This is a genomic window from Streptomyces sp. NPDC001709, assembly GCF_053596375.1.
The window spans coordinates 16,373-41,215 of the sequence record NZ_JBSFGB010000027.1; the positions used below are offsets into that span (position 1 = coordinate 16,373).

At 72.0% G+C, this 24,843-nt stretch carries 23 protein-coding genes and 1 pseudogene; 12 read left to right on the plus strand and 12 right to left on the minus strand.

Annotation, left to right across the window (positions count from 1 at the left end):
* Positions 1 to 3 precede the first annotated feature (3 nt).
* The 6 genes from ACWC0C_RS32410 to ACWC0C_RS32435 form a co-directional block, all read right to left on the minus strand.
* Positions 4 to 897, minus strand: a complete 894-nt coding sequence (locus tag ACWC0C_RS32410) for a carbohydrate ABC transporter permease (protein WP_450867646.1) — start codon at positions 895 to 897, stop codon at positions 4 to 6.
* Positions 898 to 899: 2 nt separating this feature from the next.
* Complete coding sequence (locus ACWC0C_RS32415) at positions 900 to 1,841, minus strand: carbohydrate ABC transporter permease (protein ID WP_449195191.1); 942 nt, start codon at positions 1,839 to 1,841, stop codon at positions 900 to 902.
* 3 nt (positions 1,842 to 1,844) lie between these two features.
* Positions 1,845 to 3,188, minus strand: coding sequence for an ABC transporter substrate-binding protein (locus ACWC0C_RS32420; RefSeq protein WP_450867648.1), 1,344 nt, complete (start codon positions 3,186 to 3,188; stop codon positions 1,845 to 1,847).
* 45 nt (positions 3,189 to 3,233) lie between these two features.
* The gene (locus tag ACWC0C_RS32425; protein ID WP_449195189.1) at positions 3,234 to 4,445 is read right to left on the minus strand and encodes an ROK family transcriptional regulator; all 1,212 of its coding nucleotides are present in this window, start codon (positions 4,443 to 4,445) and stop codon (positions 3,234 to 3,236) included.
* A 199-nt stretch (positions 4,446 to 4,644) separates the two neighbouring features.
* Positions 4,645 to 5,268: a Uma2 family endonuclease gene (locus tag ACWC0C_RS32430; protein ID WP_450867651.1), complete on the minus strand. Its 624-nt coding sequence runs from the start codon at positions 5,266 to 5,268 to the stop codon at positions 4,645 to 4,647.
* A gap of 137 nt (positions 5,269 to 5,405) precedes the next feature.
* Positions 5,406 to 6,524 (minus strand): mechanosensitive ion channel family protein, encoded by a 1,119-nt coding sequence (locus ACWC0C_RS32435; RefSeq protein WP_449195187.1) that lies wholly within the window; start codon positions 6,522 to 6,524, stop codon positions 5,406 to 5,408.
* Between the two features lie 316 nt (positions 6,525 to 6,840).
* Between ACWC0C_RS32435 and ACWC0C_RS32440 the strand changes: the two genes are divergently transcribed.
* Positions 6,841 to 7,377, plus strand: coding sequence for an HNH endonuclease (locus ACWC0C_RS32440; RefSeq protein ID WP_449195186.1), 537 nt, complete (start codon positions 6,841 to 6,843; stop codon positions 7,375 to 7,377).
* A gap of 58 nt (positions 7,378 to 7,435) precedes the next feature.
* Here the strand turns inward: ACWC0C_RS32440 and ACWC0C_RS32445 are convergent, their stop codons facing one another.
* Entirely contained in the window at positions 7,436 to 8,026 is a 591-nt protein-coding gene (locus tag ACWC0C_RS32445) for a hypothetical protein (protein WP_450867759.1), read from the minus strand.
* Between the two features lie 165 nt (positions 8,027 to 8,191).
* Positions 8,192 to 8,386 (minus strand): annotated as a pseudogene (locus tag ACWC0C_RS32450) (RNA polymerase sigma factor); the annotation flags it as partial.
* 197 nt (positions 8,387 to 8,583) lie between these two features.
* Here ACWC0C_RS32450 and ACWC0C_RS32455 point away from each other — a divergent pair.
* From ACWC0C_RS32455 to ACWC0C_RS32465, 3 genes are read left to right on the plus strand one after another with little or no spacing between them, the layout of a single operon-like run.
* Positions 8,584 to 8,847: a hypothetical protein gene (locus ACWC0C_RS32455; protein ID WP_449195180.1), complete on the plus strand. Its 264-nt coding sequence runs from the start codon at positions 8,584 to 8,586 to the stop codon at positions 8,845 to 8,847.
* Positions 8,848 to 10,929, plus strand: coding sequence for a 4-alpha-glucanotransferase (malQ, locus tag ACWC0C_RS32460; protein ID WP_450867653.1), 2,082 nt, complete (start codon positions 8,848 to 8,850; stop codon positions 10,927 to 10,929).
* 58 nt (positions 10,930 to 10,987) lie between these two features.
* Positions 10,988 to 11,281: a hypothetical protein gene (locus tag ACWC0C_RS32465; protein ID WP_449195178.1), complete on the plus strand. Its 294-nt coding sequence runs from the start codon at positions 10,988 to 10,990 to the stop codon at positions 11,279 to 11,281.
* A gap of 153 nt (positions 11,282 to 11,434) precedes the next feature.
* On the opposite strand, the gene ACWC0C_RS32470 is transcribed toward ACWC0C_RS32465, so the two are convergent.
* Positions 11,435 to 12,013: a TetR/AcrR family transcriptional regulator gene (locus ACWC0C_RS32470; RefSeq protein WP_450867655.1), complete on the minus strand. Its 579-nt coding sequence runs from the start codon at positions 12,011 to 12,013 to the stop codon at positions 11,435 to 11,437.
* 157 nt (positions 12,014 to 12,170) lie between these two features.
* Here ACWC0C_RS32470 and ACWC0C_RS32475 point away from each other — a divergent pair, with 157 nt between their 5' ends.
* Positions 12,171 to 13,616 carry an FAD-dependent monooxygenase gene (locus ACWC0C_RS32475; protein WP_450867657.1) on the plus strand — a complete coding sequence of 482 codons (1,446 nt, stop codon included), beginning with the start codon at positions 12,171 to 12,173 and terminating at the stop codon, positions 13,614 to 13,616.
* Here the strand turns inward: ACWC0C_RS32475 and ACWC0C_RS32480 are convergent.
* Positions 13,613 to 14,119: a MarR family winged helix-turn-helix transcriptional regulator gene (locus ACWC0C_RS32480; protein WP_449195173.1), complete on the minus strand. Its 507-nt coding sequence runs from the start codon at positions 14,117 to 14,119 to the stop codon at positions 13,613 to 13,615. The two genes, ACWC0C_RS32475 and ACWC0C_RS32480, sit on opposite strands and share 4 nt — an antisense overlap.
* A 124-nt stretch (positions 14,120 to 14,243) precedes the next feature.
* Here ACWC0C_RS32480 and ACWC0C_RS32485 point away from each other — a divergent pair, with 124 nt between their 5' ends.
* From ACWC0C_RS32485 to ACWC0C_RS32500, 4 genes are read left to right on the plus strand one after another with little or no spacing between them, the layout of a single operon-like run.
* Entirely contained in the window at positions 14,244 to 15,905 is a 1,662-nt protein-coding gene (locus tag ACWC0C_RS32485) for an MFS transporter (RefSeq protein ID WP_450867659.1), read from the plus strand.
* Entirely contained in the window at positions 15,902 to 16,831 is a 930-nt protein-coding gene (locus ACWC0C_RS32490) for an EamA family transporter (RefSeq protein WP_450867661.1), read from the plus strand. The genes ACWC0C_RS32485 and ACWC0C_RS32490 overlap by 4 nt, the downstream gene beginning before the upstream one ends.
* Before the next feature lie 27 nt (positions 16,832 to 16,858).
* Positions 16,859 to 17,770, plus strand: a complete 912-nt coding sequence (locus ACWC0C_RS32495) for a DMT family transporter (RefSeq protein ID WP_450867662.1) — start codon at positions 16,859 to 16,861, stop codon at positions 17,768 to 17,770.
* Between the two features lie 16 nt (positions 17,771 to 17,786).
* Positions 17,787 to 18,728, plus strand: a complete 942-nt coding sequence (locus ACWC0C_RS32500) for a LysR family transcriptional regulator (protein WP_450867664.1) — start codon at positions 17,787 to 17,789, stop codon at positions 18,726 to 18,728.
* A gap of 40 nt (positions 18,729 to 18,768) precedes the next feature.
* Here the strand turns inward: ACWC0C_RS32500 and pepN are convergent, their stop codons facing one another.
* Positions 18,769 to 21,345 (minus strand): aminopeptidase N, encoded by a 2,577-nt coding sequence (pepN, locus tag ACWC0C_RS32505; protein ID WP_450867666.1) that lies wholly within the window; start codon positions 21,343 to 21,345, stop codon positions 18,769 to 18,771.
* 112 nt (positions 21,346 to 21,457) lie between these two features.
* Between pepN and ACWC0C_RS32510 the strand changes: the two genes are divergently transcribed.
* Positions 21,458 to 21,952, plus strand: a complete 495-nt coding sequence (locus ACWC0C_RS32510; protein WP_450867668.1) for a DUF1203 domain-containing protein — start codon at positions 21,458 to 21,460, stop codon at positions 21,950 to 21,952.
* A gap of 93 nt (positions 21,953 to 22,045) precedes the next feature.
* On the opposite strand, the gene ACWC0C_RS32515 is transcribed toward ACWC0C_RS32510, so the two are convergent.
* On the minus strand, positions 22,046 to 23,065 hold the full coding sequence (locus ACWC0C_RS32515; protein ID WP_450867669.1) for an aspartate-semialdehyde dehydrogenase: 1,020 nt from the start codon (positions 23,063 to 23,065) through the stop codon (positions 22,046 to 22,048).
* 332 nt (positions 23,066 to 23,397) lie between these two features.
* On the opposite strand from ACWC0C_RS32515, the gene ACWC0C_RS32520 reads away from it, so the two are divergent.
* Positions 23,398 to 23,955, plus strand: a complete 558-nt coding sequence (locus ACWC0C_RS32520; RefSeq protein WP_450867761.1) for a sigma-70 family RNA polymerase sigma factor — start codon at positions 23,398 to 23,400, stop codon at positions 23,953 to 23,955.
* A gap of 1 nt (position 23,956) precedes the next feature.
* Positions 23,957 to 24,817 carry a hypothetical protein gene (locus tag ACWC0C_RS32525; RefSeq protein WP_450867671.1) on the plus strand — a complete coding sequence of 287 codons (861 nt, stop codon included), beginning with the start codon at positions 23,957 to 23,959 and terminating at the stop codon, positions 24,815 to 24,817.
* Positions 24,818 to 24,843: the final 26 nt, after the last annotated feature.

Sequence of the window (24,843 nt, forward strand, 5' to 3'; positions counted from 1 at the left end):
GGATCAACCCTTTACTCCGGTGAGGGTGACGCCTTCGACGAACGCCTTCTGGGCGAAGAAGAACACGAGGATCACGGGGGCCATGACCAGCACGGTCGCGGCCATGGTGAGGTTCCAGTCCGTGTGGTGGGCGCCCTTGAAGGACTCCAGGCCGTAGGACAGGGTCCAGGCGCCCGGGTTCTCGGACGCGTAGATCTGCGGGCCGAAGTAGTCGTTCCAGGCGTAGAAGAACTGGAAGAGGGCCACGGCGGCGATCCCGGGCCTGGCCATCGGCAGGACCACCCTCAGGAGGGTCCTGAGGTCCCCGCAGCCGTCGACCCTCGCCGCGTCCAGGTACTCGTTCGGGATCGTCATCAGGAACTGGCGCAGCAGGAAGATGGAGAACGCGTCGCCGAACGCCATGGGGATGATCAGCGGCCACAGCGTGCCGGACAGGTCCAGCTGCTTCGCCCAGAACAGGTACATCGGGATGATGACCACCTGCGGCGGCAGCATCATCATCGAGATCACCAGCATCAGCGACAGGTTGCGGCCCCGGAAGCGGAACTTGGCGAGCGCGTACGCCACCGGGATCGACGAGACGACGGTGAGCACGGTGCCGAGGCCGGCGTAGATCAGCGTGTTCTTCCACCAGGTCAGGAAGCCGGGCGTGGCGAAGACCTTGCGGTAGTTGCCCCACTCCCAGGTGTGCGGGATCAGATCCCGGCTGAGCGCCTGGCTGTCGCTCATCAGCGAGGTCAGGAACACGAACACGAACGGGAGGGTGAAGAAGAGCGCGGCGGCGACGCCGAGGGAGTGCACCGCGACCCACTCCAGCAGCGCCCTGCGGCGGGCGGTGCGCTCGGCGGCCGTGGCGGGTGTCCTCAACTCCACGGGTTTGTCCAGTACTTGGGTCATGGTCAGTCACCTGCCTGGATGAGACCGCCCCGGCGCCGCATCAGGAACCCGGTGAACACCATCGACAGGGCGAAGAGGACGAGGGCGACGACACACGCGGAGCCGTAGTCGAAGCGCTGGAAGCCGAGGTTGTAGACGAGCTGGGGGAGGGTGAGCGTGGACTTGTCCGGGTAGCCGGGCTCGAACTGGGTGCCCGCGCCCTGGATCACCCCGGAGGCGACCTTCCCGGCGATCAGCGGCTGGGTGTAGTACTGCATGGTCTGGATCACGCCGGTGACGACCGCGAACATCACGATCGGGGAGATGTTCGGCAGGGTGACGTACCGGAAGCGCTGCCAGGCCGAGGCCCCGTCCAGTTCGGCCGCCTCGTACTGCTCGGCCGGCACGTCCAGCAGTGCGGCCATGAAGATGACCATCAGGTCGCCGATGCCCCACAGCGCCAGCAGGGTCAGGGCGGGCTTGGACCAGGTGGGGTCGTTGAACCAGCCCGGCGCCGGGATGCCGGCCTTTTCGAGTATCGAGTCGACCGGGCCCGTGCCGGGGTTGAGCAGGAAGGCGAAGGCCATGGTCGCGGCGACCGGCGGGGCGAGGTACGGCAGGTAGAAGAGGGTACGGAAGACCCCGGTGCCGGTCTTGATCTTGGTGATCAGCAGCCCGATGCCGAGCCCGAAGACGACCCGGAGCGAGACCATCACCACGACGAGCCAGAGCGTGTTGCGCAGGGCCGGCCAGAAGAGCGGGTAGTGCTGGAAGACGTAGGCCCAGTTCTTGCCCCCGCTCCACGTCGGCGGCTTGAAGCCGTCGTAGTGCATGAAGGAGAAATAGACCGTGGAGATCAGCGGGTACGCGAAGAAGACCGCGAAACCGATCAGCCAGGGCGACATGAAGGCGAGGGTCCTGAGCGCCGACCGGCGGCGCTTGGACGCCAGAGTGACGGTACTCATCGGCTACTTCGCCTGTGCGATGTCCGTGTCGATCTGCGCGGCAGTCTTTCGCAGACCGGCCTTCAGATCGGTGACCTTGCCGCCTTCGTAGTCGTAGCCGAACTGCTGGATCGTCACCAGGTACACACCGCCGTTGATCGAGGCGGGAGTGGTGGTGGAGTTCGGGTTGGTGGCGATGTCCAGGAACGTCTTGAAACGCGGGTCGTACGTCAGCTTCGGGGACTTCAGCGCGGCCAGGGTGGACGGCACGTTGTGGATGTCGTTGGCGAAGCCGACCAGGGCGTCGGTGTCCGTGGTGATGTACTTGACGAATTCCCAGGCGGCGTTCTGCTTGTGGCTGGTGGCGGCGATGCCCGCGATGGTGCCGGTGATGTAGCCCTTTCCGTACTGCGCGACCTGGTCGTCGGGTACGGGCAGCGGGGCGACGCCGATATCGAACTTCGGCTTGGCCTGCTCGGCCATCCCGAGCCGCCACTCGCCGTCGAGCTGCATGGCGACCTGGCCGGTGTGGAAGGGGTGCTTGGGACCCCACTCGTCACCGAGGGTGGCGCGGAACTTCTCCAGCTTCTGGAATCCGCCGAGTTCGTCCACGAGCCGCTTCTGGAGTTCGAAACCCTTCTGGAACGCCGGGTCCTCGGCGAGGTTCGACTTGCCGTCCTTGCCGAAGTACGTCGGCGAGAACTGGGCGAAGTAGTGCTCGGTGGTGGACTCCCAGCCGTGGTAGTCCGGCATGAATCCGAGCTGCTTGTAGGAGTCCCCGTCGGTGATGGTCAGCTTCTTGGCGTCGGCCTCGAACTCGGACCAGGTTTTCGGCGGGCCGGCGATACCGGCCTGCTTGAAGGCCGTCTTGTTGTAGTAGAGCCCGTACGCGTCACCGAGCAGCGGCGCCGTGCAGCGGTTTCCGTCGAACCGGGTGTACTCGTTCATCGGTTTCGGGAAGGTCTTCTCCGGATCGATGCCCGACTTCTTGAAGAAGGGGTTGAGGTCGACCAGCGCGCCGGAGGAACAGAACTTTCCCACGTTGTTGGTGGTGAAGGAGGAGATCACATCCGGCGCCTTGTCGCCACCGGACCGCAGCGCCTGGTTGATCTTGTCGTCGGTCATGTCGCCGACGATGTTCACGTGGATGTTGGGGTGCGCCTTCTCAAAGCCGGCGACCAGCGACTTGACGGCCTTCACCTCGTTCTGCGCGCTCCAGGCGTGCCAGAAGTTGATCGTGGTGTCCTTGGAGGCGTCGTCCGTGGCGCCGGAGTCGGACTGGCCGGTGCAGGCGGTGGTGAGGAGGGCCAGCGAAGCGGTCACGGCAAACGCCACTTTTCGGGCAGCTGAGGGTATGACTTCGGGCATGGCGAGGTCTCCCAGGGGGATGGGGTGGGTGAGAGAGGGGGCGCTTCAGCGCGAGGTGTCGAAGACCTCGTCGCGGGTGGTGACCAGCGCGGACTCCAACGCGCCGCGCAGCACGGGGTGTTCGTGGACGTCGCCGACGAGGAGCCGGGGCCGGGCCGCGGCCAGCTCCTCCAGCTCGGCCTGGACGAGGGCGCGCAGCACCTCGCCACCGGCCGTCAGCGCGGAGCCGCTGAGGACGACGAGTTCGGGGTCGAGGACGGAGACGAGCGAGGCGAGACCGGTGGCGAGCCGGGTCGCGTAGGTCTGGAGCAGCTCGCGGTAGGGGCCGCTGGTGTGATCGGCGCCCCGGGCCACGAGCTCGGCGGCGACCTCGGTGTACGGCCCCGACGGCACATCCTGGATACCGAGTTCCCGGGCCAGCTTCGGTACGGCCTGGGAGCCGGCCAGCTCCTGGTAGCCACCGCTGTTGGCCTTGGTCACCTGGCGCACCAGGGGTGTGCCCGGCACCGGCAGGAAGCCGACCTCGCCGGCGCCGCCGGTCCAGCCGCGGTGCAGCCGGCCGCCGAGGACCAGGGCGGCGCCGAGGCCCTCCTCGTTCCACAGGAGCACGAAGTCGCCGTGGCCCCGGGCGGCGCCGAGCCGCTGTTCGGCGAGGGCGACGAGGTTGACGTCGTTCTCGTACTCCACCGGCATCGGCAGGGCGGCGGCGAGTTCGTCGAGCAGGGTGGGGGAGTGCCAGCCGGGCAGATGGGAGGCGTAGCGCAGCCGCCCGGTGTTGGGGTCGAAGGCGCCGGGGGTGCCGATGACCAGCCGGTGCACATCGGCCCCCGCGAGCCCGGCGGCCTTCACGGCACCGTCGAGCGCGTCGGTCACCTGCTGTACGACGGGCTGGGCGGGCCGCCGCCCCGGGGTCGGCAGCTCGTACTCGCCCACCGTCCGGCCGGTGATGTCGGCGACGGCGGCGCGGATGCGTTCCGGGGTGACATCGAGGCCGGCGGCGTGTGCGGCCGTGGGGTTGACGGCGTACAGCTGGGCGTTGGGGCCCGGCCGGCCCTCGCTGGTGCCGGTCACCCGGACCAGGCCGGCCGCCTCCAGGCGGGCCAGCAGCTGGGAGGCGGTGGGCTTGGACAGGCCGGTGAGCTTCCCGATCCGGGTGCGCGACAGGGGCCCGTGCTCCAGCAGGAGGTCCAGGGCGGCGCGGTCGTTCATGGCGCGCAGCACACGCGGGGTGCCCGGCGTACCGGCGGTTCCTGCCATGGGTCGACACCTGCCTTTCCAGCCGCCCAGCTTCTCAGTGACCTGGGCGGACGTCCAGTCTTGATCACCGGGTCGCCGTAGATCACTGTTAGGAAACTTTCCTATTGGGGTGGGAGGAACGTAAGCCCAGGACGAAGGGGGCGTCAATAGACAGCGCCGCCGAGGAGACGGAGTCGTTATCTCGGGGGCGCCGGGCTGGTCAGCCGGTGATGAAGGGGGCGGTGTCGAGGGTGGGATACGGCGCCGGGAGGGGGAGCGGTTCGCCGAGGCTCACCTTGGTGTCGGTGTCGTAGTAGGCCTCGGTGGGGTCGTCGCCGGGGAGGACGGGGTCGGTGTAGCAGTGGGCCGTTTTGGAGTGGCGGTCGATGAGGACGTAGACCGGAATGCCAGCGGCGGCGTAGGTACGGAGTTTGGGGCCGGTGTCGGTCTCGTGGTTGGTGGAGGTGACCTCACCGACGAGGGCGAGCATGTCGATGGGGTACCAGCCTTTATGGGCCTTGCAGTACGCCTCGTCCAGCTCGGACGGCCTGCGGCGGCGGACATAGAAGTCGGGGACCACCAGTGCCATAGTGCCCCCGTCCTTGTTCGCGGCACGGTAACCGTTGTTGAAACCAGCGAGGCGGATCCCGGCGGCTCGGAACTGGAAGTACAGCTCGCCGGCTCCATCGTTATGGTTGTCGTTCGGCTGCGGCGGCACGATGGCCATCCCCTCGACGTACTCGGGTCGAGTCGGCGCCAGCGACGCTTCCTCGATCGCGATCAACAAATCGATGGGGTCCTGCTTCGGCTCCACGATCGGCTCCATGATCGGTTCGGCGCTCATCGCTTCTCCTCGTCGCACTGATGCCAGGCTAAGCCCGCGCTGGGTGCCCCGGCAGAACGATGGGGCACCCCATGCGCACCGCACGCCGGAATGCCCCACCTGTTCACTCGAACGAGTGTGCTGAACCGTTCCGCTCGCTACTTGCCCGGAGGCGTGGGCGACTCCGGAGCGATCGGTGCCGTCGCCTTCGCCTGCGGGGAGTCCGGGTTGGAGTACGTCGACGGGGACGCCACCGCTGCCGTCGGATCGGGGGTGTCCGCCGCGTCCTCCGTCGCCGTCGCACCGCCCACGATGCGGATGTGCGCCGCGTCGAACGCCCGCTTGATGCGCCAGCGGAGTTCGCGTTCGACCGTCAGGGACTTGCCCGGCATGGTCTTGGCGGAGACGCGGACCACCATGGAGTCGATCAGCACCGAGTCCAGGCCGAGGACCTCGATCGGGCCCCACAGCAGCTCGTTCCAGGGCTCTTCCTTGCTCATGTGCTCGGCCACGTGGTCCAGCGTGGACTTCACGCGGTCCAGGTCCTCGCTCGACTTCACCGTCACGTCGACCCCGGCCGTCGCCCAGCCCTGCGAGAGGTTGCCGATCCGCTTGACCTCGCCGTTGCGGACGTACCAGATCTCGCCGTCGGCGCCGCGCAGCTTGGTCACGCGCAGACCGACCTCGATCACCTCGCCGGTGGCCACCCCCGCGTCGATCACGTCGCCGACGCCGTACTGGTCCTCCAGGATCATGAACACACCGGACAGGAAGTCCGTGACCAGGTTCCGGGCGCCGAAACCGATCGCCACACCCGCCACACCGGCGGAGGCCAGCAGCGGCGCCAGGTTGATCTTGAAGGTCGACAGGATCATCAGCGCGGCCGTACCGAGGATCAGGAAGCTCGCCACCGAGCGCAGCACCGAGCCGATTGCCTGCGACCGCTGCCGCCGCCGTTCGGCGTTGACCAGCAGCCCGCCCAGCGCCGTGCCGTCCACGGCCTGCGCGGTGCGGGACATCCGGTCTATCAGCTTGGTTATCGCCCGGCGCACCATCGCGCGCAGGGCCACCGCGATCACCAGGATCAGCAGGATCTGCAGACCCATGGCGAGCCACGTCGACCAGTTCTGCTCGACCCAGCTCGCCGCGTTCGTCGCGCTCTGCTGGGCGTCCTGGAGCGATGGGACGGCCGGCTGTGTCGATCCCGAGGGAGAGCCCGAGGGAGAGGGGGTCGGCGACGCACCGGCGGCCAGGAGGGCGGCGGGCAAGGACGACACGACAGGTACCTCCAAGGTGCTGCGCGGTCCGGCCGGCGGGGCGGTCAAGGTCACGAAAAGGTCACCGGACGGACAGGACCACCACACTAACGGGGCATTGTGTGTGTCCCGCGCGGATCCGCCAAGGAGGGGCGCGGGAGAGACAGGGCTCACCCTGGCTTGAACAGGCCATGATCCGGGGGATGTATCGGGTGTGGTCGAAAACACTCCCAGCCCGTTACCGGGACATGGTGGCGCTTCCACCAGGCATGAGGGGAGACTGACTGCAGATCGTCCCGGCGCGAGCCACGCGCCGCCGACGCCCAAGGAGGCACCCGTGCCGCATGTCCTGGTCCTCAACGCGTCGTACGAGCCGCTCGGCGTCGTACCGCTCCGCCGCGCGCTCGTCCTCGTCCTGGAGAACAAGGCAGTCGCCTTGGAGGAATCGGGCGCCTATATGCACAGCGCAACCGTCACAGTCCCCGCACCCAGCGTGGTCCGGCTCAAGCGATTCGTCCGGGTTCCCTATCGGGGGCCCGTTCCTCTCACCCGACGCGCACTCTTCGCGCGCGACGGGGGCCGGTGCATGTACTGCGGTGGCGTCGCAACCAGCGTCGACCACGTCATCCCGCGCAGTCGCGGGGGCAAGCACGTCTGGGACAACGTGGTGGCCTCCTGCCGCCGCTGCAACCACGTGAAGGCCGACCGCCACCTCGTCGAGCTGGGGTGGCGACTGCGGCACAAACCGGCTCCGCCATCCGGCCTGGCCTGGCGCATCATCGGAACCGGGCACCGGGATCCGCAGTGGTTGCCTTACTTGCAGCCATACGGCGCGGATGATGCCTTGGCCCGGATCGACGGCATTTCTGCCTAGATCCGGGCTTGTGTTGTTTTACGCCTGAGGGGGCGTGGTGGCACAGCCCCGCGCCCCTCTAGGCAGGACGCGCACCCCGTGCTGCGTAGAGGGCGGCGCCCAGCGTGAACGCGATCAGCGCCGCCGCCCACGCGCCCCCCTCCGCCCCCGGCTGCATCGGCCACGCCCACACCGTTGCCGCACGGCCGCGTACGCCGTTGGAGCCCAGGCAGACGGCGGAGACGTAGGCGAAGGCCGGTAGCCAGCTCAGGCGGGCGCCCAGGAGGGCGGCGGAGGCCGCGGCGAGGCCCGTGCAGCCCAGGGTGTTGCGGATCATGGCCGGTGAGCCGAAGGCCGGTGCGTGCCCGAGGACCGCCGGTGGCAGCAGCGCCGCGGCCAGGCCGGTCAGGGCCACGAGGTGCGCCAGACGGCGTGGCCACCAGGGGCGTACGGCCGTACGGTCCAGTTCGTCCGAGGGCGTGTGGAGGCTCGTGCCGATCACCGCGCTCGCCAGCAGCGGGGCCAGGGCGACGACCGGGACGCGCCGCTCGGGGTCCAGGTAGGCGTCCAGGCGGCCGGCGGCCCACACCGCGAACGCGGCCGTAGCGGCGAGCGCGGCGAGGGCGAGCGGGAGGGCACGGGAGCGGGCGTAGAGGAGAAGGCCGGTCATAGGGACGGCAGCCCCTTTCCGGCACAGTCGCCCCGCGCCGCGAAGAACGCCGACAGCCAGGCCCGGCGTTCCGCGTCCCCCCATGCCCGTCAGCCGGGCCCGGGCCGCCCGGCGCTCCCTCAGCTGCGCCTTCTGGGCCGCGGTGCCCCGGGCGTCGTGATCGTCGAACGTGTCCTGCAGCACCTCGCGCACCACCTCGGGGTCGGCGCACCGGCGTGTCAGCCGGGCGTGCAGCCAGCCCGCGTGCCGGTCGTACAGCGCGGCCATCGCGGCCGCGTCCCCCGTGGCGACGGCCCGCAACAGCGCCGCGTCCCCGGCACCCGCACCGGCTCCCCCGTCGTTCTCCGGCTGGCCCCCCATGGGGCGGAACAGTCTCACACCCCCTCTATCGATCACCGGTCCGGCACCGGATCACGGCCACCCCTTTCAGGTGCTCCGGGAATGGGAGCGAGTGCGGACGCTGTGTCTGGGTAGGTCTGCCGTAACCCGTTCAAAGCCGCACCATCCGACCGACTCGATGTCCGACCGACTCGTTCGGCCGACTGAAGGAGGCCCGCGTGCCCGCACCGGCTCGACTCTCGATCCCGGCCCAGTGGAAACCCGAGGCGGATCCGTCCGCCGCGACCGACAAGGCACCGCTGAGCGTCTTCAGCGCGGAGGGCGCCTGCGCCCAGGCCCCGCTGACCAGCGAACCGCCACTGCCCGACCTCGAGCCCCTGACCAGCGAGCCGCCGCTCACCGACACCACCCCGCTGACCAGCGAGACCGACGCCTTCGGCACGGGGTCGTACGAAACCGGCACCCTCGGTACGGGGTTGTAGATGACCGCGGCGCGCGAGGACCCGGACCTGTCCCGGCTCGCCGAGCTGCACGGGGTCGCCACCTCCTACAGCCCCGCCCCGGACCGTACGGTCACCGTCCCCGCCTCCGCCGTGATCGCCGCCCTGGCCGCCCTCGGCGTCGACGCGACCGGCCCCGACGCCGTACGCACCGCGCTCGCCGCACGGGAACGCGAGCTGCGCGAGCGCCTGCTGCCGCCGACCCTCGTGCACTGGGCCGGCGACCCGCAGGGCCCCGCCGCCCTCGCCGCGCTGCCGCCCGGCACCCGCCTGCGCATCGAGACCGAGGCGGGCGAGGAGCGGGAGGCGGCCGAGGACCTGCCGCTCGGCGTGCACCGGGTCACCGCCCTCGCACCCGACGGGCGCACCGGCCACGCCCACCTCGTCGTCGCCCCCGACCGGCTGCCCGCCCCGCCCGGCCGCTCCCACGGCCTGCTCGTCCAGCTGTACTCGCTGCTCTCCCGCCGCTCCTGGGGCATGGGCGACCTCGGCGATCTCGCCGAGCTGGCCGGCTGGGCCGGACGCACCGCCGGCGCCGGATTCGTCCAGGTCAACCCGCTGCACGCGGCCGTACCCGGCGCGCCCACCGACCCCTCCCCGTACCGCCCGTCCTCGCGCCGCTTCCCCGACCCCGTGCACCTGCGGATCGAGGCGATCCCCGAGTTCGCGTACGTCCAGGATCGCGAACGGCTGAGCGCCCTGCTGGACCGGGCCGAACGACTGCGCGCCGCCGTCCTCGACAAGGGCGCCCTCATCGACCGGGACGTGGTCTGGGAGATCAAGCGAGAGGCACTGGAACTGGTCCTGGCCGTCCCCCTCGGCCCGGGCCGCCGGGCCGCTTACGACGACTTCCGCGCCGCCCACGGCCAGGCCCTGGACGACCACGCCACCTGGTACGCCCTCGCCGAGACCCACGGCTCCGACTGGCAGCAGTGGCCATCGGCCTTGCGGGACCCCCGTTCGGCCGAGACCGCCCGCGCCCGTGCCGCCCTCGCCGACCGGGTCGAGTTCCACGCCCGCCTCGCCTGGCTCACCGACGACCAGCTCCGCGCCGCCCAGCGCGCCGCGCGCGAGGCCGGCATGCCCGTCGGGATCGTGCACGACCTCGCCGTGGGCGTGCACCCCGTCGGCGCCGACGCCTGGGCCCAGCAGGACGTGTTCGCCGCCGGCACCTCCATCGGCGCCCCGCCCGACGCCTTCAACGCCCGCGGCCAGGACTGGGGCCTGCCGCCCTGGCGCCCCGACCGGCTCGCCGCCACCGGGTACGCCCCCTACCGCGATCTCCTGCGCGCCCTCTTCCGCTACGCCGGTGCGCTGCGCATCGACCACGTCATGGGCCTGTTCCGGCTGTGGTGGGTCCCGCAGGGCAGCGCCCCCACGGAGGGCACGTACGTCCGTTACGACGCCGACGCCATGCTCGCGATCCTCGCCCTGGAGGCCACCCGCGCCGGTGCGGTCGTCATCGGCGAGGACCTGGGCACCGTCGAGCCCGGGGTGCGCGAGACGCTGCGGCGGCGCGGGGTGCTCGGCACCTCGGTGCTGTGGTTCGAACGCGACTGGGAGGGCGACGGGCGCCCGCTGCCGCCCGACCGCTGGCGCGCGGCCTGCCTGGCCACCGCCACCACCCACGATCTGCCCCCCACCGCCGCCCGGCTCACCGGCGACCACGTCGACCTGCGCGACCGCCTGGGCCTGCTCACCCGCCCGGCGACCGAGGAACGCGCCGAGGCCACCGCCGACACCGCCGAGTGGCTCGCCCTGCTGGGCAGCCTCGGCCTGCTGGACCTGACGGCCGCCGGACCGCCCGGCACCGACGAGGAGGAGGAGATCCGCGCCGTCCACCGCTTCCTGCTGCGCACCCCGGCCCGCCTGATCGGCGTCTGGCTCCCGGACGGCATCGGCGACCGCCGCCCGCAGAACCTGCCCGGGACCTGGGACCAGTACCCGAACTGGCGGCTGCCGATCGCCGACCGGGAGGGCCGGCCGGTGCCGCTGGAGGAACTCACCGCATCCCCCCGAATGCGGGCACTACTCGATGTGTTCAAGCAGGTCACAGACGTGTGAAGGTCCGCTACGGGACCCCGGGCGCGCGTCCTTCCGGGTGGTTCGCTAACTTGAGGTCGTGGACAAGAAGAACGCCCTGCGCGCCGGTGCCCTGGCCGCCGGTACGACGCTGATGATGCTGCTCATGTCGTCCCCCGCGCTCGCGCTGACCCGCGATGACGGCGACGACCCCGGCCCCGGCCTGAGCGTCATCCAGACGCTGGGCCTCTACGTGCTGCTCCCGATCGCCCTGTTCGTGGTCATCGCCGGTCTGGTGATGGCGCTGGACAAGTCCAAGATCAAGGTCACCAAGCCGGGCACCGCCGCCTCGGCCAAGGCCGACGCGAAGGCCGGGGCGGGCGCCAAGGCCTGACCGGACTCCGGTTTTCTTCCGCCGAGGGCGCCCCCCTCCCGCCGGTACGCGCACACCGCCGCACCGGGGCGAGGCCGGCGCCCTCGGCGTTTTGTCCGCGCGCACGACCTCCCCGGCCTCGCGGACGGCCCGCTCACGCGCGAGCGGTGCGGCTCAGGGGCTCGGTGCGGTCAGGTAGCGCTGCACGGTCGGGGCGAGCCATGCCAGCAGTTCCTCGCGGGTCAGTTCCCGCGCCGGCGGGATGCGCAGTACATAGCGGGTCAGGGCCAGCCCGAGCAGCTGTGAGGCGCACAGCGCGGCCCGTGCCGGGACCTGTTCGGGGTCGGGGCACACCTGCCGAGCCACCGGCAGCAGCTGGTCCCGGAAGATGCCCTGCATCCGCTCGGCCCCGGCCTGGTTGGTGACGCCGACCCGGAGGACGGCCGTCAGCTCCTCGTTCTCCTCCCACAAGCCGAGGAAGTGGCCGACCAGCGTCCGCCCGACCTCGTCCCGCGGTACCGCCGTCAGCTCCGGCATCCGCAGATCCAGCGCGACGGCCGCCGCGAACAGGCCCTCCTTGCTGCCGTAGTAGCGCATCACCATCGACGGGTCGATCCTCGCGTCCTTGGCGATCGCCCGAATCGTGGCCCGCTCGTAGCCGTCGGCGGCGAAACGCTCGCGGGCGGCGTCGAGGATGGCGGCGCGGGTGGCGTCGGAGCGGCGTGTCTGGCTCGTCTTTGTGCTGCCGGTCATGCCAGCGAGCGTAGGCCGACATGCGTGGGCCAACCAGTGTGGGCCAACAGCCGTGTGCCAACACTTATGTGCCAACAGGTGTTGACTAACCTCCGCGTCCAGTCCTACCGTTGCCAACAAGCGTTGACCAACAAGTGTTGGCACCCAGGAGGCTCCCATGAACGGCACCAAGGGAAACGTCATCGTCGTAGGCTCCGGACCCACCGGCCTCCTCCTCGCCGGTGACCTCGCCGCCGCCGGTGTCCCGGTCACCGTCCTCGAAAAGCGGCCCCACAGGATCAGCAACCTCTCCCGCGCCTTCGTCCTGCACGCCCGCACCCTCGAACAGCTCGACGCCCGCGCTCTCGCCGACGACCTCGAAAAGGCCGGCCAGCCCCTCGACCGCCTCCGCCTCTTCGGCCGCCTCTCCGTCGACCTCGCCGCTCTCCCCTCCCGCTTCGACCACCTCCTCGTCCTCCCGCAGTACGAGGTCGAGAAGGTCCTGGAGCGGCGCGCGGTCGAGGCGGGCGTCGACTTCCGGTACGAGACCGAGCTGACCGGGCTCACCCAGGACGCGGACGGGGTGACCGCAGCGGCGCGCGGGCCCGAGGGGCGTACGGAGACCCTCCGGGCGGCGTACGTCGTGGGCGCCGACGGCATGCGCAGTGCCGTACGGGACGCGATCGGGCTGCCCTTCCCGGGTAAATCGGTGATCCGCTCCGTGGTCCTCGCCGACGTCCGGCTCGCCGAGCAGCCGCCGACCCTGCTCACCGTCAACGCCGTCGGCGACGCCTTCGCCTTCCTCGCACCGTTCGGCGACGGGTACTACCGGGTGATCGGCTGGTACCGCGGCCGCGACGTCCCCGACCACACGCCGCTGGACCTGGCCGAAGTCAAGGAGATCACCCGCCTCGCCCTCGGCCGCGACTTCGGGATGCGCGATGCCCGCTGGATGTCCCGCTTCCACAGCGACGAACGGCAGGCGCCGGCCTACCGGGTCGGGCGGGTCTTCCTGGCCGGCGACGCCGCGCATGTGCACACCCCGGCCGGCGGCCAGGGCATGAACACCGGGCTCCAGGACGCGGCCAATCTGAGCTGGAAGCTGGCCGCGGTCGTCAACGGGCACGCGGACCCCGCGCTGCTCGACACCTACCAGGCCGAGCGGCACCCCGTGGGCAGGGCGGTGCTGCGCAGCAGCGGCGGGATCGTCCGCCTCGCCATGGCCAAGCGCCCCTGGACCCTCGCGGCCCGCGCCGCGCTCACCACGTTCCTGAATACCGTCGGCCCCGCCCGGCGCAAGGTCGCCGCCCAGGTCACCGGCATCGGCTACCGCTACCCCGCACCCCGCGGCGCCCACCGCCTCACCGGCGCCCGCGTCCCTGACGTCGCCCTGGCCGGCGGCGGCCGGCTGTACGAGGCGCTGCGCGGCGGCGGCTTCGTACTGATCACCCCGGAGCCGTACGAGCCGGGAGCGGGCCGCGCGGACCGGCTGGCCGTGGCGCGCTGGGCGAGTGACCGCCGTACGACCGTGTTGGTCCGCCCCGACGGATACGCGGCCTGGGCCGCCGACACGGCGACCGCGGCGGACATCGAGGCGGCGATCGCCGCGCACGTCGGCGGCTAGTGCTCCGCCTCCAGGGTTCCGGCGAGCAACTCCCTCAGCAGGTCGGTCAGTTGGCCGACCTGTTCGTCGTCCAGGAGGGACAGGGCCGCCGTCTGGACCGCGAGGCCCGCGCCGACCGCCGCGTCGATGATCTCCAGCCCCTTCCCGGTCAGGGTGACCTTCAGGCCCCGGCGGTCGTGCGGGTCGGGGGAGCGGCGCAGCAGGCCGGCCTTCTCCAGCTTGTCGAGGCGGCCGGTCATCCCGCCGGTGGTGAGCATGAGGGTGGCCGACAGCTGGCGCGGCGAGAGGGTGTACGGCTCGCCGGAGCGGCGCAGGGTCGCGAGCACGTCGAACTCGCCGCGTGAGATGCCGTAGGGCTGGTACGCCTTCTCCATGCGGTCGCCCATGGTGCGGGAGAGGCGGTAGATCCGCCCGAAGACCTCCATCGCCCGGGAGTCGAGGTCGGGCCGCACGGCCGCCCACTGCTCGATGATCGCGTCGACGGGATCCTTGCCTGCGCTCATGTGCCGAGTATCGCCTTCCCGGGAGGTCGCCAGCAAGAAAGTAGCTTGATGGAAAGTAGCTTGCTGCTAAGCTACTTTCCATCAAGCTACTTCGGGGGACGCAGTGAAAAGTTCGGGGGACACGGTGAAAAGTAAGAGCGAACGCATCCCGGGCGAATGGACCCTGCCGGTCACCGCCGCCGTCAACGGCATCGGCACCGGCATGTACGTCCCGTTCACGCTGGTCTTCTTCCACGCCGTCACCGGGCTGTCCTTCACGGTCGTGGGTGCCGTGCTCACCGCCACCGGCCTCGTGGGCATCGCCGCACTCCCGCTCGCCGGCGCGGCGGTGGACCGCTACGGCGCGAAGCGCATCCAGTACGTGCTCTACGGCGTCCGGGTCGCCGGCTTCGCTCTCTACCCCTTCGCCCACTCCCTCGCCGCCTTCGCGGCCGTCGCCTTGGTCACGGCCGCCGCCGACCGGGCCTTCCCCGCCGCCCAGCAGTCCCTCATCGGGGAGGTGGCGAGCGGGGCGGGACTGGACCGGCTGCAGGCGTCGACGCGCGCGCTGCAGAACGCCGGCAACGGCGCGGGCGCGCTGCTGGCCACGCTGGTCATCTCCCTGGCGGGCAGCGCCGGTTACACCTACGCGGCCTGGGGCAACGCCCTCTCCTTCGCGGTCGCGGCGCTGTTGCTGCGGCCACTGAGGCCGGTGCGGCCGGTGCGGCCGGTGCCCGCGGCCGACGGGGCCGACAGGGCCCCGGTCGCCCGCCGGACCGGCGCCGGCTACCGGCTCGTCCTCGCCGACGGGCCCTTCCTGGTCGTCACCGGCGCCAACTTCCTGAACGCGCTGAGCTATTCGGCCCTGTCGGTGCTCTTCCCGCTGTTCATGGTGGAGTGGCTGCACGGGCCCTCGGTGCTCACCGGCGCCGCCTTCACCCTCAACACCGTGATGTGCGCGGTCGCGGGGGTCGGCGTCGGCGCCCGGGTCCGCAGGGCCGGGGCCCGGCGCACCAGGGCGGCGGCGCTGGGCGGCGGCCTGTTCGCGACCGCCTTCGCCGCGCAGATCGTGCTCGGCACCGTACGGCCGGGCTCGACCACCGTCCTGGGCGTGGCCCTGATCGCCGTGGTCGTCGTCTACACCGTCGGCGAGCTGATCCACAGCCCCGCCGCCCAGGTGCTCGCGGTGGCGGCGGCGCCGGAAGCGGTGCGCGGCCGGTACCTGGCGGCCTACCAGATGTCCTGGTCGCTGGCGAAGGCCGTGGCGCCCTCCCTGTTCACCGCCCTGCTCGCCCTGGACGGCCGTGCACCGTGGGCCGCCCTCATCGTGACCTCGGCGGCGGCCGCCGCCCTCCTGATCCGGGCGGAACGCCGGCTCCCGGAGGAGGCGGTACGACCACTCCCGGCAACGGTGACCCGCGGCGGCGCCCCCACCCCGAGCCCCATCCCACCGGCCCCCGCCCCCGCCCAGCCGTCCCCCGTCCTCCCCGACTCCAGAGGACCCCGACCGCTCGCCGTTCCCGGAGGGACCCGGATCCAGCCCCTCGCCGACTCCGGAGGGCCCCGGTCCCTGGCCGTTCCCGGAGGGCCCCGGACCCAGCCCCTCGCCGACTCCGGACGGCCCCGATCCCTCGCGGATCCCGGAGGGCCCCGACCGCTCGCCGTTCCCGGAGGGCCCCGGATCGTGCCCCTCGCCGACTCCAGATGGCCCCGGTCCCTCGCCGTTCCCGGAGGGACCCGGATCCCGTCCCTCCCCGACTCCGGGCGGACCCGACGCCTCGCCGACTCCGAAGGGACCTGGTCGTGAAGCGATCCCTGGCCATCCCCCTCACCGCGCTCGCGCCCGTCTCCTGGGGCACCACCTACGCGGTCACCACCGAGTTCCTGCCGCCGGAGCGCCCCCTGTTCACGGCGCTCGTGCGAGCCCTGCCCGCCGGACTCGTCCTGCTGGCGCTGACCCGGGTGCTGCCGCGCGGAAGCTGGTGGTGGCGGTCGGCGGTGCTCGGCGCGCTGAACATCGGCGCCTTCTTCCCGCTGCTGTTCGTGGCGGCGTACCGGCTGCCCGGCGGAATGGCGGCCGTCGTCGGCTCGGTCCAGCCGCTGTTCGTCGTGGGCCTCTCGGCGCTGCTGCTCGGGCAGCGCCCCGCCCCGCGCACGCTCGTCACCGGTGTCGCCGCCGCGCTCGGCGTCAGCCTCGTCGTCCTCCAGGGGACCGGAACGCTCGACGCCGTCGGCGCGCTCGCGGCCGTCGCCTCCACCGCCTCGATGGCCGCCGGTACGGTGCTGACCAAGCGGTGGGGCCGCCCGGACGGCGTCGGCCCGCTCACGCTCACCGGCTGGCAGCTCACCGCGGGCGGCCTGCTCATCGCGCCGGTCGCCGTCCTGGCCGAGGGCGCCCCGCCCGCCCTGGACGCCGGTGCCGTAGGCGGCTACCTCTATCTCGCCCTGGCCAACACGGCGGTGGCGTACTGGCTCTGGTTCCGCGGTATCGGCCGGCTCACCGCCGGCCAGGTCGCCTTCCTCGGCCCGCTCTCCCCGCTGACCGCGGCCGTCGTCGGCTGGGCGGCCCTCGGTCAGGCGCTCACGCCGGTGCAGGTGGCGGGCATGGTGCTGGCGTTCGGCGCGACGCTGGCGGGTCAGCTCGGCAGCGGCAACCGCCAACCTTTCAGGTCAGCTGAAAAGAATGCTCGAAAAGATTCGATGGACCTGATGGATCCGGTGCTGCGACGGTAGGGACACACCACCACCGAAAGGAGCCCCGTGGCCGCCGTCCTGCCCAGGACCACCACCTCCGCCCCACCCGCCCGCAAAGCCGCCCCCGCGGCCGGCCTCGCCCTCGCCGCCCTCGCCACCCTCATCTGGTCCGGCAGCTTCGTCGCCTCCCGCGGCCTGCACGACAGCGTCCCGCCCGTCCAGCACGCCTTCTGGCGCTGGGTCGTGGCCCTCGTCGCCGTGGCCCCGTTCGGCGCCCGCCAGGCCTGGCGGCAGCGGGCGCTGATCCGCCACCACGCGCGCTACGTCCTCCTCGCGTCCCTCCTCGGCGTGGCCGTCTACAACACCCTCGTCAACCAGGCCGGACTGACCACCCCGGCCGCCACCATGGGCATGATCATGGCGGCCTCACCGGTGCTCATGGCGGTGTTCGAACGGCTCGGCGGCGTACGGCTCGGCGCGCGGCGCACCACCGGGCTGCTCATCGCCTGCGCGGGCGTGGCACTGCTGGTCGGCGGCGGCGCCGACTTCTCGCCCGGCGACCTGTGGATGATCGCGGCCGCCTGCTGCTTCGCCGGCTACAGCGCGCTGCTGCGCCGCAGGCCGGCCGAACTCCACGGCACCGGCTTCCTGTTCACCACGTTCCTGACCGGCACGGTCCTGCTGCTGCCCGTGCAGGCGGTGAGCGTGACCGTGCAGGGCTCCTTCCACCCCACCCCCGGCACGGTCCTGCCCCTCCTCTACGTCGGCGTGGCCTCCTCTGCGGTGGCCTTCTTCGCCTGGAACAAGGCCATCACCCTGATCGGCGCGACCCGCGCGGGCATCGTCTACTACCTCCAGCCGGTCTGCGTGTCCCTGCTGTCCTGGGCCGTACTCGGCGAGACGACGGGCCTGCCGCAACTGCTGTCGATGGCGCTGATCCTGGGCGGGGTGGTGCTGGGCGCGGGTCCACGCCGTTGACGTGTAGCTTTCCGGCATGGCCGAGTGGGACATCCGGAAGCTGCAGATCCTGCGCACCCTGCGCGAGCGGGGGACCGTGACCGCGACGGCCGAGGCCCTGCACCTGACCCCGTCCGCGGTCTCCCAGCAGCTCACCAACCTCTCCCGGCAACTCGGCGTACCCCTGCTGGAGGCGCGGGGCCGCCGGGTCCGCCTCACCGACGCGGCCCGCCTGGTGCTGACCCACACCGAGCCGGTCTTCGAGCAACTGGAGCGCACGGAGGCCGCGTTGGCGGCCTACACCCAGGGGGAGGCGGGGGAGGTCCGGGTCGGTGCCTTCTCGACGTCCGTACCCGCCCTGGTCGTACCGGCCGTACGGGCCCTGCGGGACACGCACCCCCGAGTGACGGTCCGGATCCGGGAGGCCGAGGCCGCCGAGGCCTACGACCTCCTGACCGCCGGCGAGGTCGACGTCGCCCTGTCCCTCGCGGCGTCCGCCCCCAGCGCGGCCGACCCCCGCTACACCCAAGTCCCCCTGCTGGCCGACCCGTTGGACGTGGCCCTGCCCCCCGGCCACCCCCTGGCCACGGCCCCTGCCCTGACCCTCACCGACCTGGCCGCCGAACCCTGGATCTTCGGCGGCAGCGGCCCCTGGTCCGACATCACCCGCCGCGCCTGCGAGGCAGCCGGCTTCAGCCCCCACCAGGGCCACTCGGCCTCCGGCTGGACCGCGATCCTCGCCATGGTGGAGGCGGGCATGGGCGTGGCCCTGGTCCCACGCATGGCCGCGGGCCGCCGCGACGGGGTGGTGATGCGCGACCTCGGAGCGGACGGGCCGGTCCGGCACGTGACGGCGGCGGTACGCCGGGGCGGGGAGACGGGCCGGGCGGTGACACATGTGCTGGGGGCACTGCGGGAGGCGGCTGCCCGCGGCCACTCGGGTGGGAACGCGGCGGCCGGCACGACCGCGCACAAGTGAGGGGCGCCCGATGTCGTATCGGGCGCCCCTCACCGCCGTACTACTGACCGGCCGTCGCGTCCGCCGCCTGAGCCCTCAGCGCCCGCTCGATGCCCGAGCGGGACTCCGAGACGAGGCGGCGCAGGGCCGCGTTCGGGTCGGAGGAGGTCAGCCAGGTGTCCGTCTTGGTCAGGGTCTCCTCGGAGATCTGGACCGCGGGGTACAGGCCGGTGGCGATCTGCTGGGCGATCTCGTACGAGCGGGAGTCCCAGATGTCCTTGAGGACCTCGAAGTACTTGTCCGCGTACGGCGCGATCAGCTCGCGCTGGTCGGTCTGGACGAAGCCGCCGATCACGGCCTCCTGCACGGCGTTCGGCAGCTTGTCGGACTCGACCACCGAGGCCCAGGCCTCCGCCTTGGCCTCCGGCGTCGGGCGGGCCGCGCGGGCGGTGGCCGCATGGCGCTCACCGGCCGCGGTCTTGTCCCGCTCGTACTCGGCCGCGATCTCCGCCTCGTCGAAGCGGCCCACCGCCGCGAGACGCTCCACGAACGCCCAGCGCAGCTCGGTGTCCACGGCCAGACCCTCGACGGTCTGGGTGCCCTCCAGCAGCGCCTCCAGCAGGTCCAGCTGCTCCGGGGTGCGGGCCGTCGCCGCGAAGGCGCGGGCCCAGGCCAGCTGGTGGTCGCTCGCCGGCTCGGCCGCGCGCAGGTGGGCCAGCGTGGCGTCGGTCCAGCGGGCCAGCAGGGACTCGCGGGCGGCCGGGTCGGCGTACAGGTCGATCGCCAGCTTGACCTGGCGGTGCAGCGACTGCACGACGCCGATGTCCGACTCCTTGCCGATGCCCGACAGGACCAGCGAGAGGTAGTCCCGGGTGGGCAGTTCGGCGTCCCGCGTCATGTCCCAGGCCGACGCCCAGCACAGGGCCCGGGGAAGGGACGCGGTGAAGTCGCCGAGGTGCTCGGTGACCACCGCGAGCGACTGCTCGTCCAGGCGGACCTTGGCGTACGACAGGTCGTCGTCGTTCAGCAGGATCACCGCCGGGCGGCGCTCGCCCGTCAACTGCGGTACGGCCGTCAGCTCGCCGTCGACGTCCAGCTCGATCCGGTCGGCGCGGACCAGCTTGCCGGTCGCGTCGTCGAGGTCGTACAGGCCGATCGCGATGCGGTGCGGGCGCAGCACCGGCTCGCCCTTGGCGCCGGCGGGCAGCGCCGGGGCCTCCTGGCGGACGGCGAAGGAGGTGATGACGCCGGAGGCGTCCGTGGCCACCTCGGGCCGCAGGATGTTGATGCCCGCCGTCTCCAGCCATTTCCGCGACCAGGTCTTCAGGTCGCGGCCGGAGGTCTCCTCCAGCGCGCCCAGCAGGTCGGACAGGCGGGTGTTGCCGAACGCGTGCCGCTTGAAGTAGGCCTGCACGCCCTTGAAGAACTCGTCCTGGCCGACGTACGCGACCAGCTGCTTCAGGACGGAGGCACCCTTGGCGTACGTGATGCCGTCGAAGTTGACGAGCACGTCGTCCAGGTCACGGATGTCCGCCATGATCGGGTGGGTGGACGGCAGCTGGTCCTGCCGGTACGCCCAGGTCTTCATCGAGTTGGCGAACGTGGTCCACGAGTGCGGCCAGCGCGAGCCGGGGGCCGCGGCCTGGCAGGCGATGGAGGTGTACGTGGCGAACGACTCGTTCAGCCACAGGTCGTTCCACCACTCCATGGTGACCAGGTCGCCGAACCACATGTGGGCCAGCTCGTGCAGGATCGTCTCGGCCCGCACCTCGTACGCCGCATCGGTCACCTTGGACCGGAAGACGTACTGGTCGCGGATGGTGACGGCACCCGCGTTCTCCATCGCGCCCGCGTTGAACTCGGGCACGAACAGCTGGTCGTACTTCGCGAAGGGGTAGGCGTAGTCGAACTTCTCCTGGAACCAGTCGAAGCCCTGCCGGGTCACCTCGAAGATCGCGTCCGAGTCCAGGAACTCGGCGAGCGACGGACGGCAGTAGATGCCCAGCGGCACACTCTGCCCGTCCTTCTCGTACACGCTGTGCACGGAGTGGTACGGGCCGACGATCAGCGCGGTGATGTACGACGAGATGCGCGGGGTCGGCTCGAAGGACCAGACGTTGTCCAGCGGCTCCGGGGACGGCGAGTTCGAGACCACCGTCCAGCCCTCGGGAGCGCGCACGGTGAACTGGAAGGTGGCCTTCAGGTCCGGCTGCTCGAAGGAGGCGAACACCCGCCGGGCGTCCGGGACCTCGAACTGGGTGTAGAGGTAGGCCTGCTCGTCGACCGGGTCGACGAAGCGATGCAGTCCCTCGCCGGTGTTGGTGTAGGCGCAGTCCGCGACGACACGGAGGACGTTGCGCCCCTCCAGCAGCCCCGGCAGGGCGATCCGCGAGTCCGTGAAGACCTCGGCGGGGTCCAGCTGGTCGCCGTTGAGGACCACCTCGTGGACGGTCGGCGCCACCAGGTCGATGAACGACTCCGCCCCGCTACGGGCGACGTCGAAGCGCACCGTGGTCACGGACCGGTAGGTACCGCCCTCCTGCGCGCCGGAGAGGTCGAGATCGATCTCGTACGAGTCAACGGTGAGCAGCTCGGCCCGCTGCTGTGCCTCTTCGCGAGTCAGGTTTGTGCCAGGCACGCGGTCATCTCCTCGTTATGTGTGGGTTGCGCCATCCTTCCATGGGAGCCAGGGGGAACGCGATGTCCGGTTCCCGCCGGTGAGCGGGGCGCCGCGGCAGCACGCTGGACCCATGACGACGACACCCCGCACGACGACGTACACCGCCCGCCCCATCCCGCCCGAGGTTCTCGAGGAACTGCGCACCGCCGACGACGCGGGCCGCCCCCCGGCGGCCCCCTTCACCGACGCGGAGGGCGGCGCCCCGCTGCGCTGCTGCCTGCGCCGCAGCGAGCCGGGCGAGCGGATCGCCCTGGTGTCGTACGCGCCCCTGCGCCGCTGGGCGGCCGAGACGGGCGCCGCACCTGGGGCCTACGACGAGCAGGGCCCGGTCTTCATCCACGCCGGGGACTGCCCGGGCCCGTCGCCCGACCCCGCCCTGCCCTTCACGGACGCCCACCGCGTACTGCGCCGCTACTCCGCCGACGGCCGGATCCTGGGCGGCCACCTGACGGACGACGACTTCCCGTCCGCCCTCGCCGGGGCCTTCGCCGACCCGGAGGTGGCGCTGGTGCACGTGCGGGCGGTGGAGTACGGCTGCTTCCTGTACGAGGTACGGCGGGACTAGCCGGGAACCTCCCCCTCGGACATCCGCCCGGCTGGTACGACACGACAGGGGCGGTCACGTGATCGTGACCGCCCCTGTGCCGTGCGGGTGGGGTTACTTCGCGGACAGCTCCGCCGCCACCAGCTCCGCGATCTGGACCGCGTTCAGCGCGGCGCCCTTGCGGAGGTTGTCGTTGGAGATGAACAGGGCGAGGCCGTGGTCGGCCGTCTCGTCGCGGCGGATGCGGCCGACGTACGACGGGTCCTGGCCGGCCGCCTGCAGCGGGGTCGGGATGTCGGAGAGGGCCACACCCGGGGCCTTGGCGAGCAGCTCGGTCGCGCGCTCCGGGGAGATCGGGCGGGCGAAGCGGGCGTTGACCTGGAGGGAGTGGCCGGAGAAGACCGGGACGCGCACACAGGTGCCGGAGACCTTCAGGCCCGGGATCTCCAGGATCTTGCGGGACTCGTTGCGCAGCTTCTGCTCCTCGTCGGTCTCGTTCAGACCGTCGTCGACGATCGAGCCGGCCAGCGGGAGCACGTTGAAGGCGATCGGCCGCTTGTAGACCTGCGGCTCGGGGAAGTCGACCGCCGCGCCGTCGTGGGTCAGCTTGTCGGCGTCCGTGACCACCTTCTGCGCCTGGCCGTGCAGCTCGGCCACGCCCGCGAGGCCCGAGCCGGACACCGCCTGGTAGGTGGCGACGACCAGCGCCTCGAGGCCCGCCTCCTCGTGCAGCGGCTTCAGGACCGGCATCGCGGCCATCGTGGTGCAGTTCGGGTTGGCGATGATGCCCTTGGGGCGGTCGGCGACCGCGTGCGGGTTCACCTCGGAGACCACCAGGGGTACGTCCGGGTCCCTGCGCCAGGCGGAGGAGTTGTCGATCACTACGGCGCCCTGGGCGGCGACCTTCGGCGCCAGCGCCTTGGAGGTCGCGCCGCCCGCGGAGAAGATCACGATGTCCATGCCGGTGTAGTCGGCGGTCGCCGCGTCCTCCACCGTCACCCCGTCCAGCACGGTGCCGGCCGAGCGCGCCGAGGCGAACAGCCGCAGCTGGGTCACCGGGAAGTTCCGCTCCGTGAGGATCCTGCGCATGACCGTGCCGACCTGACCGGTGGCTCCGACGATTCCGACCCTCACAGCGACTCCCTCTATGTGTCTCGTCCATGACCGGGGCTTTTCCATCATGCGGCCGACCCCGGTCCACCTGTCCAATTCTTTGCGGGGCGTGCCCGAGGAGTGGGACACGATCACCCTGCGGACGGTTCCGTACGTCCGCCGGACACCGCTGTGAGCTGGAGAAATTCCCTCCGCCGGGCGCCCGTGCCGCAAGCTGTGCTGTCCCGTGCCTGCCCGTGCCGGTTCCCGGCCACACGGCGGTGTGACGTACGCCTCTGCGGACCGCCGGAAACCGGTCCGAACGTTCCGGCCCGCTGCCGCGTCGTAGAGGCAAACGCGTGAGGGGGTGGCTCGTGCTGCGCGGAGGGGCGCGCCGCGACCAGGGGGCGTACGCCGCCGGTACGGACCGCGGGGACCGTACCGGCGACGACCCGCTGGACGCGGCCCAGGAACGCCGGGTGCGGGCGGTGCTCGCGCTCGGCGGGGTGCCGCAGTCGGACCTGCCGGACGGGGTGCAGCAGGTACGGCTGCGGCTGCTGGAGCGGACCGCGAGCGGGCGGGAGGCGCCGCGGGACGTCTCGGCGTGGGCGGCGGTGGTCGCCTCCAACCTCGCCATGGACTGGCACCGGGCCAAGCGGCGCCAGGAGAGGCTGGGGGAGCGGCTGGCCGCGCTGCGCGAGCCCGCGCACCCTTCCGGGGAGGAGACCAGCCTGCTCTCCCTCGCCGTCGCCCAGGGCCTGGACGAACTGCCCGCCGCCCAGCGGCAGGTACTCGTCCTGCGCTTCTTCGCCGACCTGCCCGTGCGGGCCATCGCCGAGGAGCTGGGCATTCCCGAGGGCACGGTCAAGAGCAGGCTGCACACGGCGGTCCGCGCCCTGCGCGACCGCCTGCACGAGGACGAGGTGGTGTGACGTGACCGCCGGAATCGGGGGTGCGCGGGGGGCGGACGGTACGGGGGACGCCGGGGAGAGCGGCGGTATGGATGCGCTGATGGCCGCCATCACCGGGGAACCGCTGCCGGACGAGGCCCGGCGGGATGCGGCCTTCCTCGCCGAGCACCGGGCGGCCGAGGCCGATGTGGCGGTGCTGAAGGAGCAGCTGACCTGGCTCGCGGAGGCGCTGACGGGGGAGGAGGCGGCTCCGGGGAGACGGGGCGAGAAGGCGGCGTCCACAGAGGAGGACTCGCGACCCCAGCGGCCCCCGAGGCCCCTGCAGCCCCCGCGGCCCCTGCGGCCCGGTCGGCCCTCGGGGCCGCGGCGGGTGTCGCGGGTCGCGTTCGGGGCGCTCGCCGGGGCCGCCGCCTGCGCGCTGGTCGTCGGGTTCGGCTGGCTGGTCGTGCACTCCGGTGGCCAGGAGGACGCCGCCGGCAGCGCCGCGGACAAGAGCGTGGGCCAGGCTCCGGCCAAGGTCTCCGGCGACGGCGGGCCACCGGCCGACCCGGAACTCGACCTGGCCTGCTCCAGGACGGTCGTGGAGGGCACCGTGGCCACGGTGGAGCGGGGGAAGCCGACCCCCTGGACCCGGGTCACGCTGACCGTGATCCGCTCCTACAAGCCCGCGCACGGACCGGCCCAGGTCAGCTTCCTCCTCGACGGCGGCGCGAAGCCGGCCCCGCGCACGGGACAGCATGTGCTCGTGCAGGTCGGCGTGGGGCAGCGGAACGCGAGCCTGTGGGCCGTCGGCGACACCCGCGTGGCCGTCAACCGGGCCTGGATCACCGAGGCGCTGCCCAAGTCCCGGCACATCACGTGCCCTTCCGCCGACGCGCCCTGAGAGCGGAAGCGCCAAGGGGCGGGCGC

What these genes read in the sequence shown, in the direction of transcription:
- ACWC0C_RS32410 (WP_450867646.1), bottom strand. Translation starts at nt 897, where the DNA reads ATGACCCAAGTACTGGACAAACCCGTGGAGTTGAGGACACCCGCCACG.
- ACWC0C_RS32415 (WP_449195191.1), bottom strand. Translation starts at nt 1,841, where the DNA reads ATGAGTACCGTCACTCTGGCGTCCAAGCGCCGCCGGTCGGCGCTCAGG.
- ACWC0C_RS32420 (WP_450867648.1), bottom strand. Translation starts at nt 3,188, where the DNA reads ATGCCCGAAGTCATACCCTCAGCTGCCCGAAAAGTGGCGTTTGCCGTG.
- ACWC0C_RS32425 (WP_449195189.1), bottom strand. Translation starts at nt 4,445, where the DNA reads ATGGCAGGAACCGCCGGTACGCCGGGCACCCCGCGTGTGCTGCGCGCC.
- ACWC0C_RS32430 (WP_450867651.1), bottom strand. Translation starts at nt 5,268, where the DNA reads ATGAGCGCCGAACCGATCATGGAGCCGATCGTGGAGCCGAAGCAGGAC.
- ACWC0C_RS32445 (WP_450867759.1), bottom strand. Translation starts at nt 8,026, where the DNA reads ATGACCGGCCTTCTCCTCTACGCCCGCTCCCGTGCCCTCCCGCTCGCC.
- malQ (WP_450867653.1), top strand. Translation starts at nt 8,848, where the DNA reads ATGACCGCGGCGCGCGAGGACCCGGACCTGTCCCGGCTCGCCGAGCTG.
- ACWC0C_RS32470 (WP_450867655.1), bottom strand. Translation starts at nt 12,013, where the DNA reads ATGACCGGCAGCACAAAGACGAGCCAGACACGCCGCTCCGACGCCACC.
- ACWC0C_RS32475 (WP_450867657.1), top strand. Translation starts at nt 12,171, where the DNA reads ATGAACGGCACCAAGGGAAACGTCATCGTCGTAGGCTCCGGACCCACC.
- ACWC0C_RS32480 (WP_449195173.1), bottom strand. Translation starts at nt 14,119, where the DNA reads ATGAGCGCAGGCAAGGATCCCGTCGACGCGATCATCGAGCAGTGGGCG.
- ACWC0C_RS32500 (WP_450867664.1), top strand. Translation starts at nt 17,787, where the DNA reads ATGGCCGAGTGGGACATCCGGAAGCTGCAGATCCTGCGCACCCTGCGC.
- ACWC0C_RS32510 (WP_450867668.1), top strand. Translation starts at nt 21,458, where the DNA reads ATGACGACGACACCCCGCACGACGACGTACACCGCCCGCCCCATCCCG.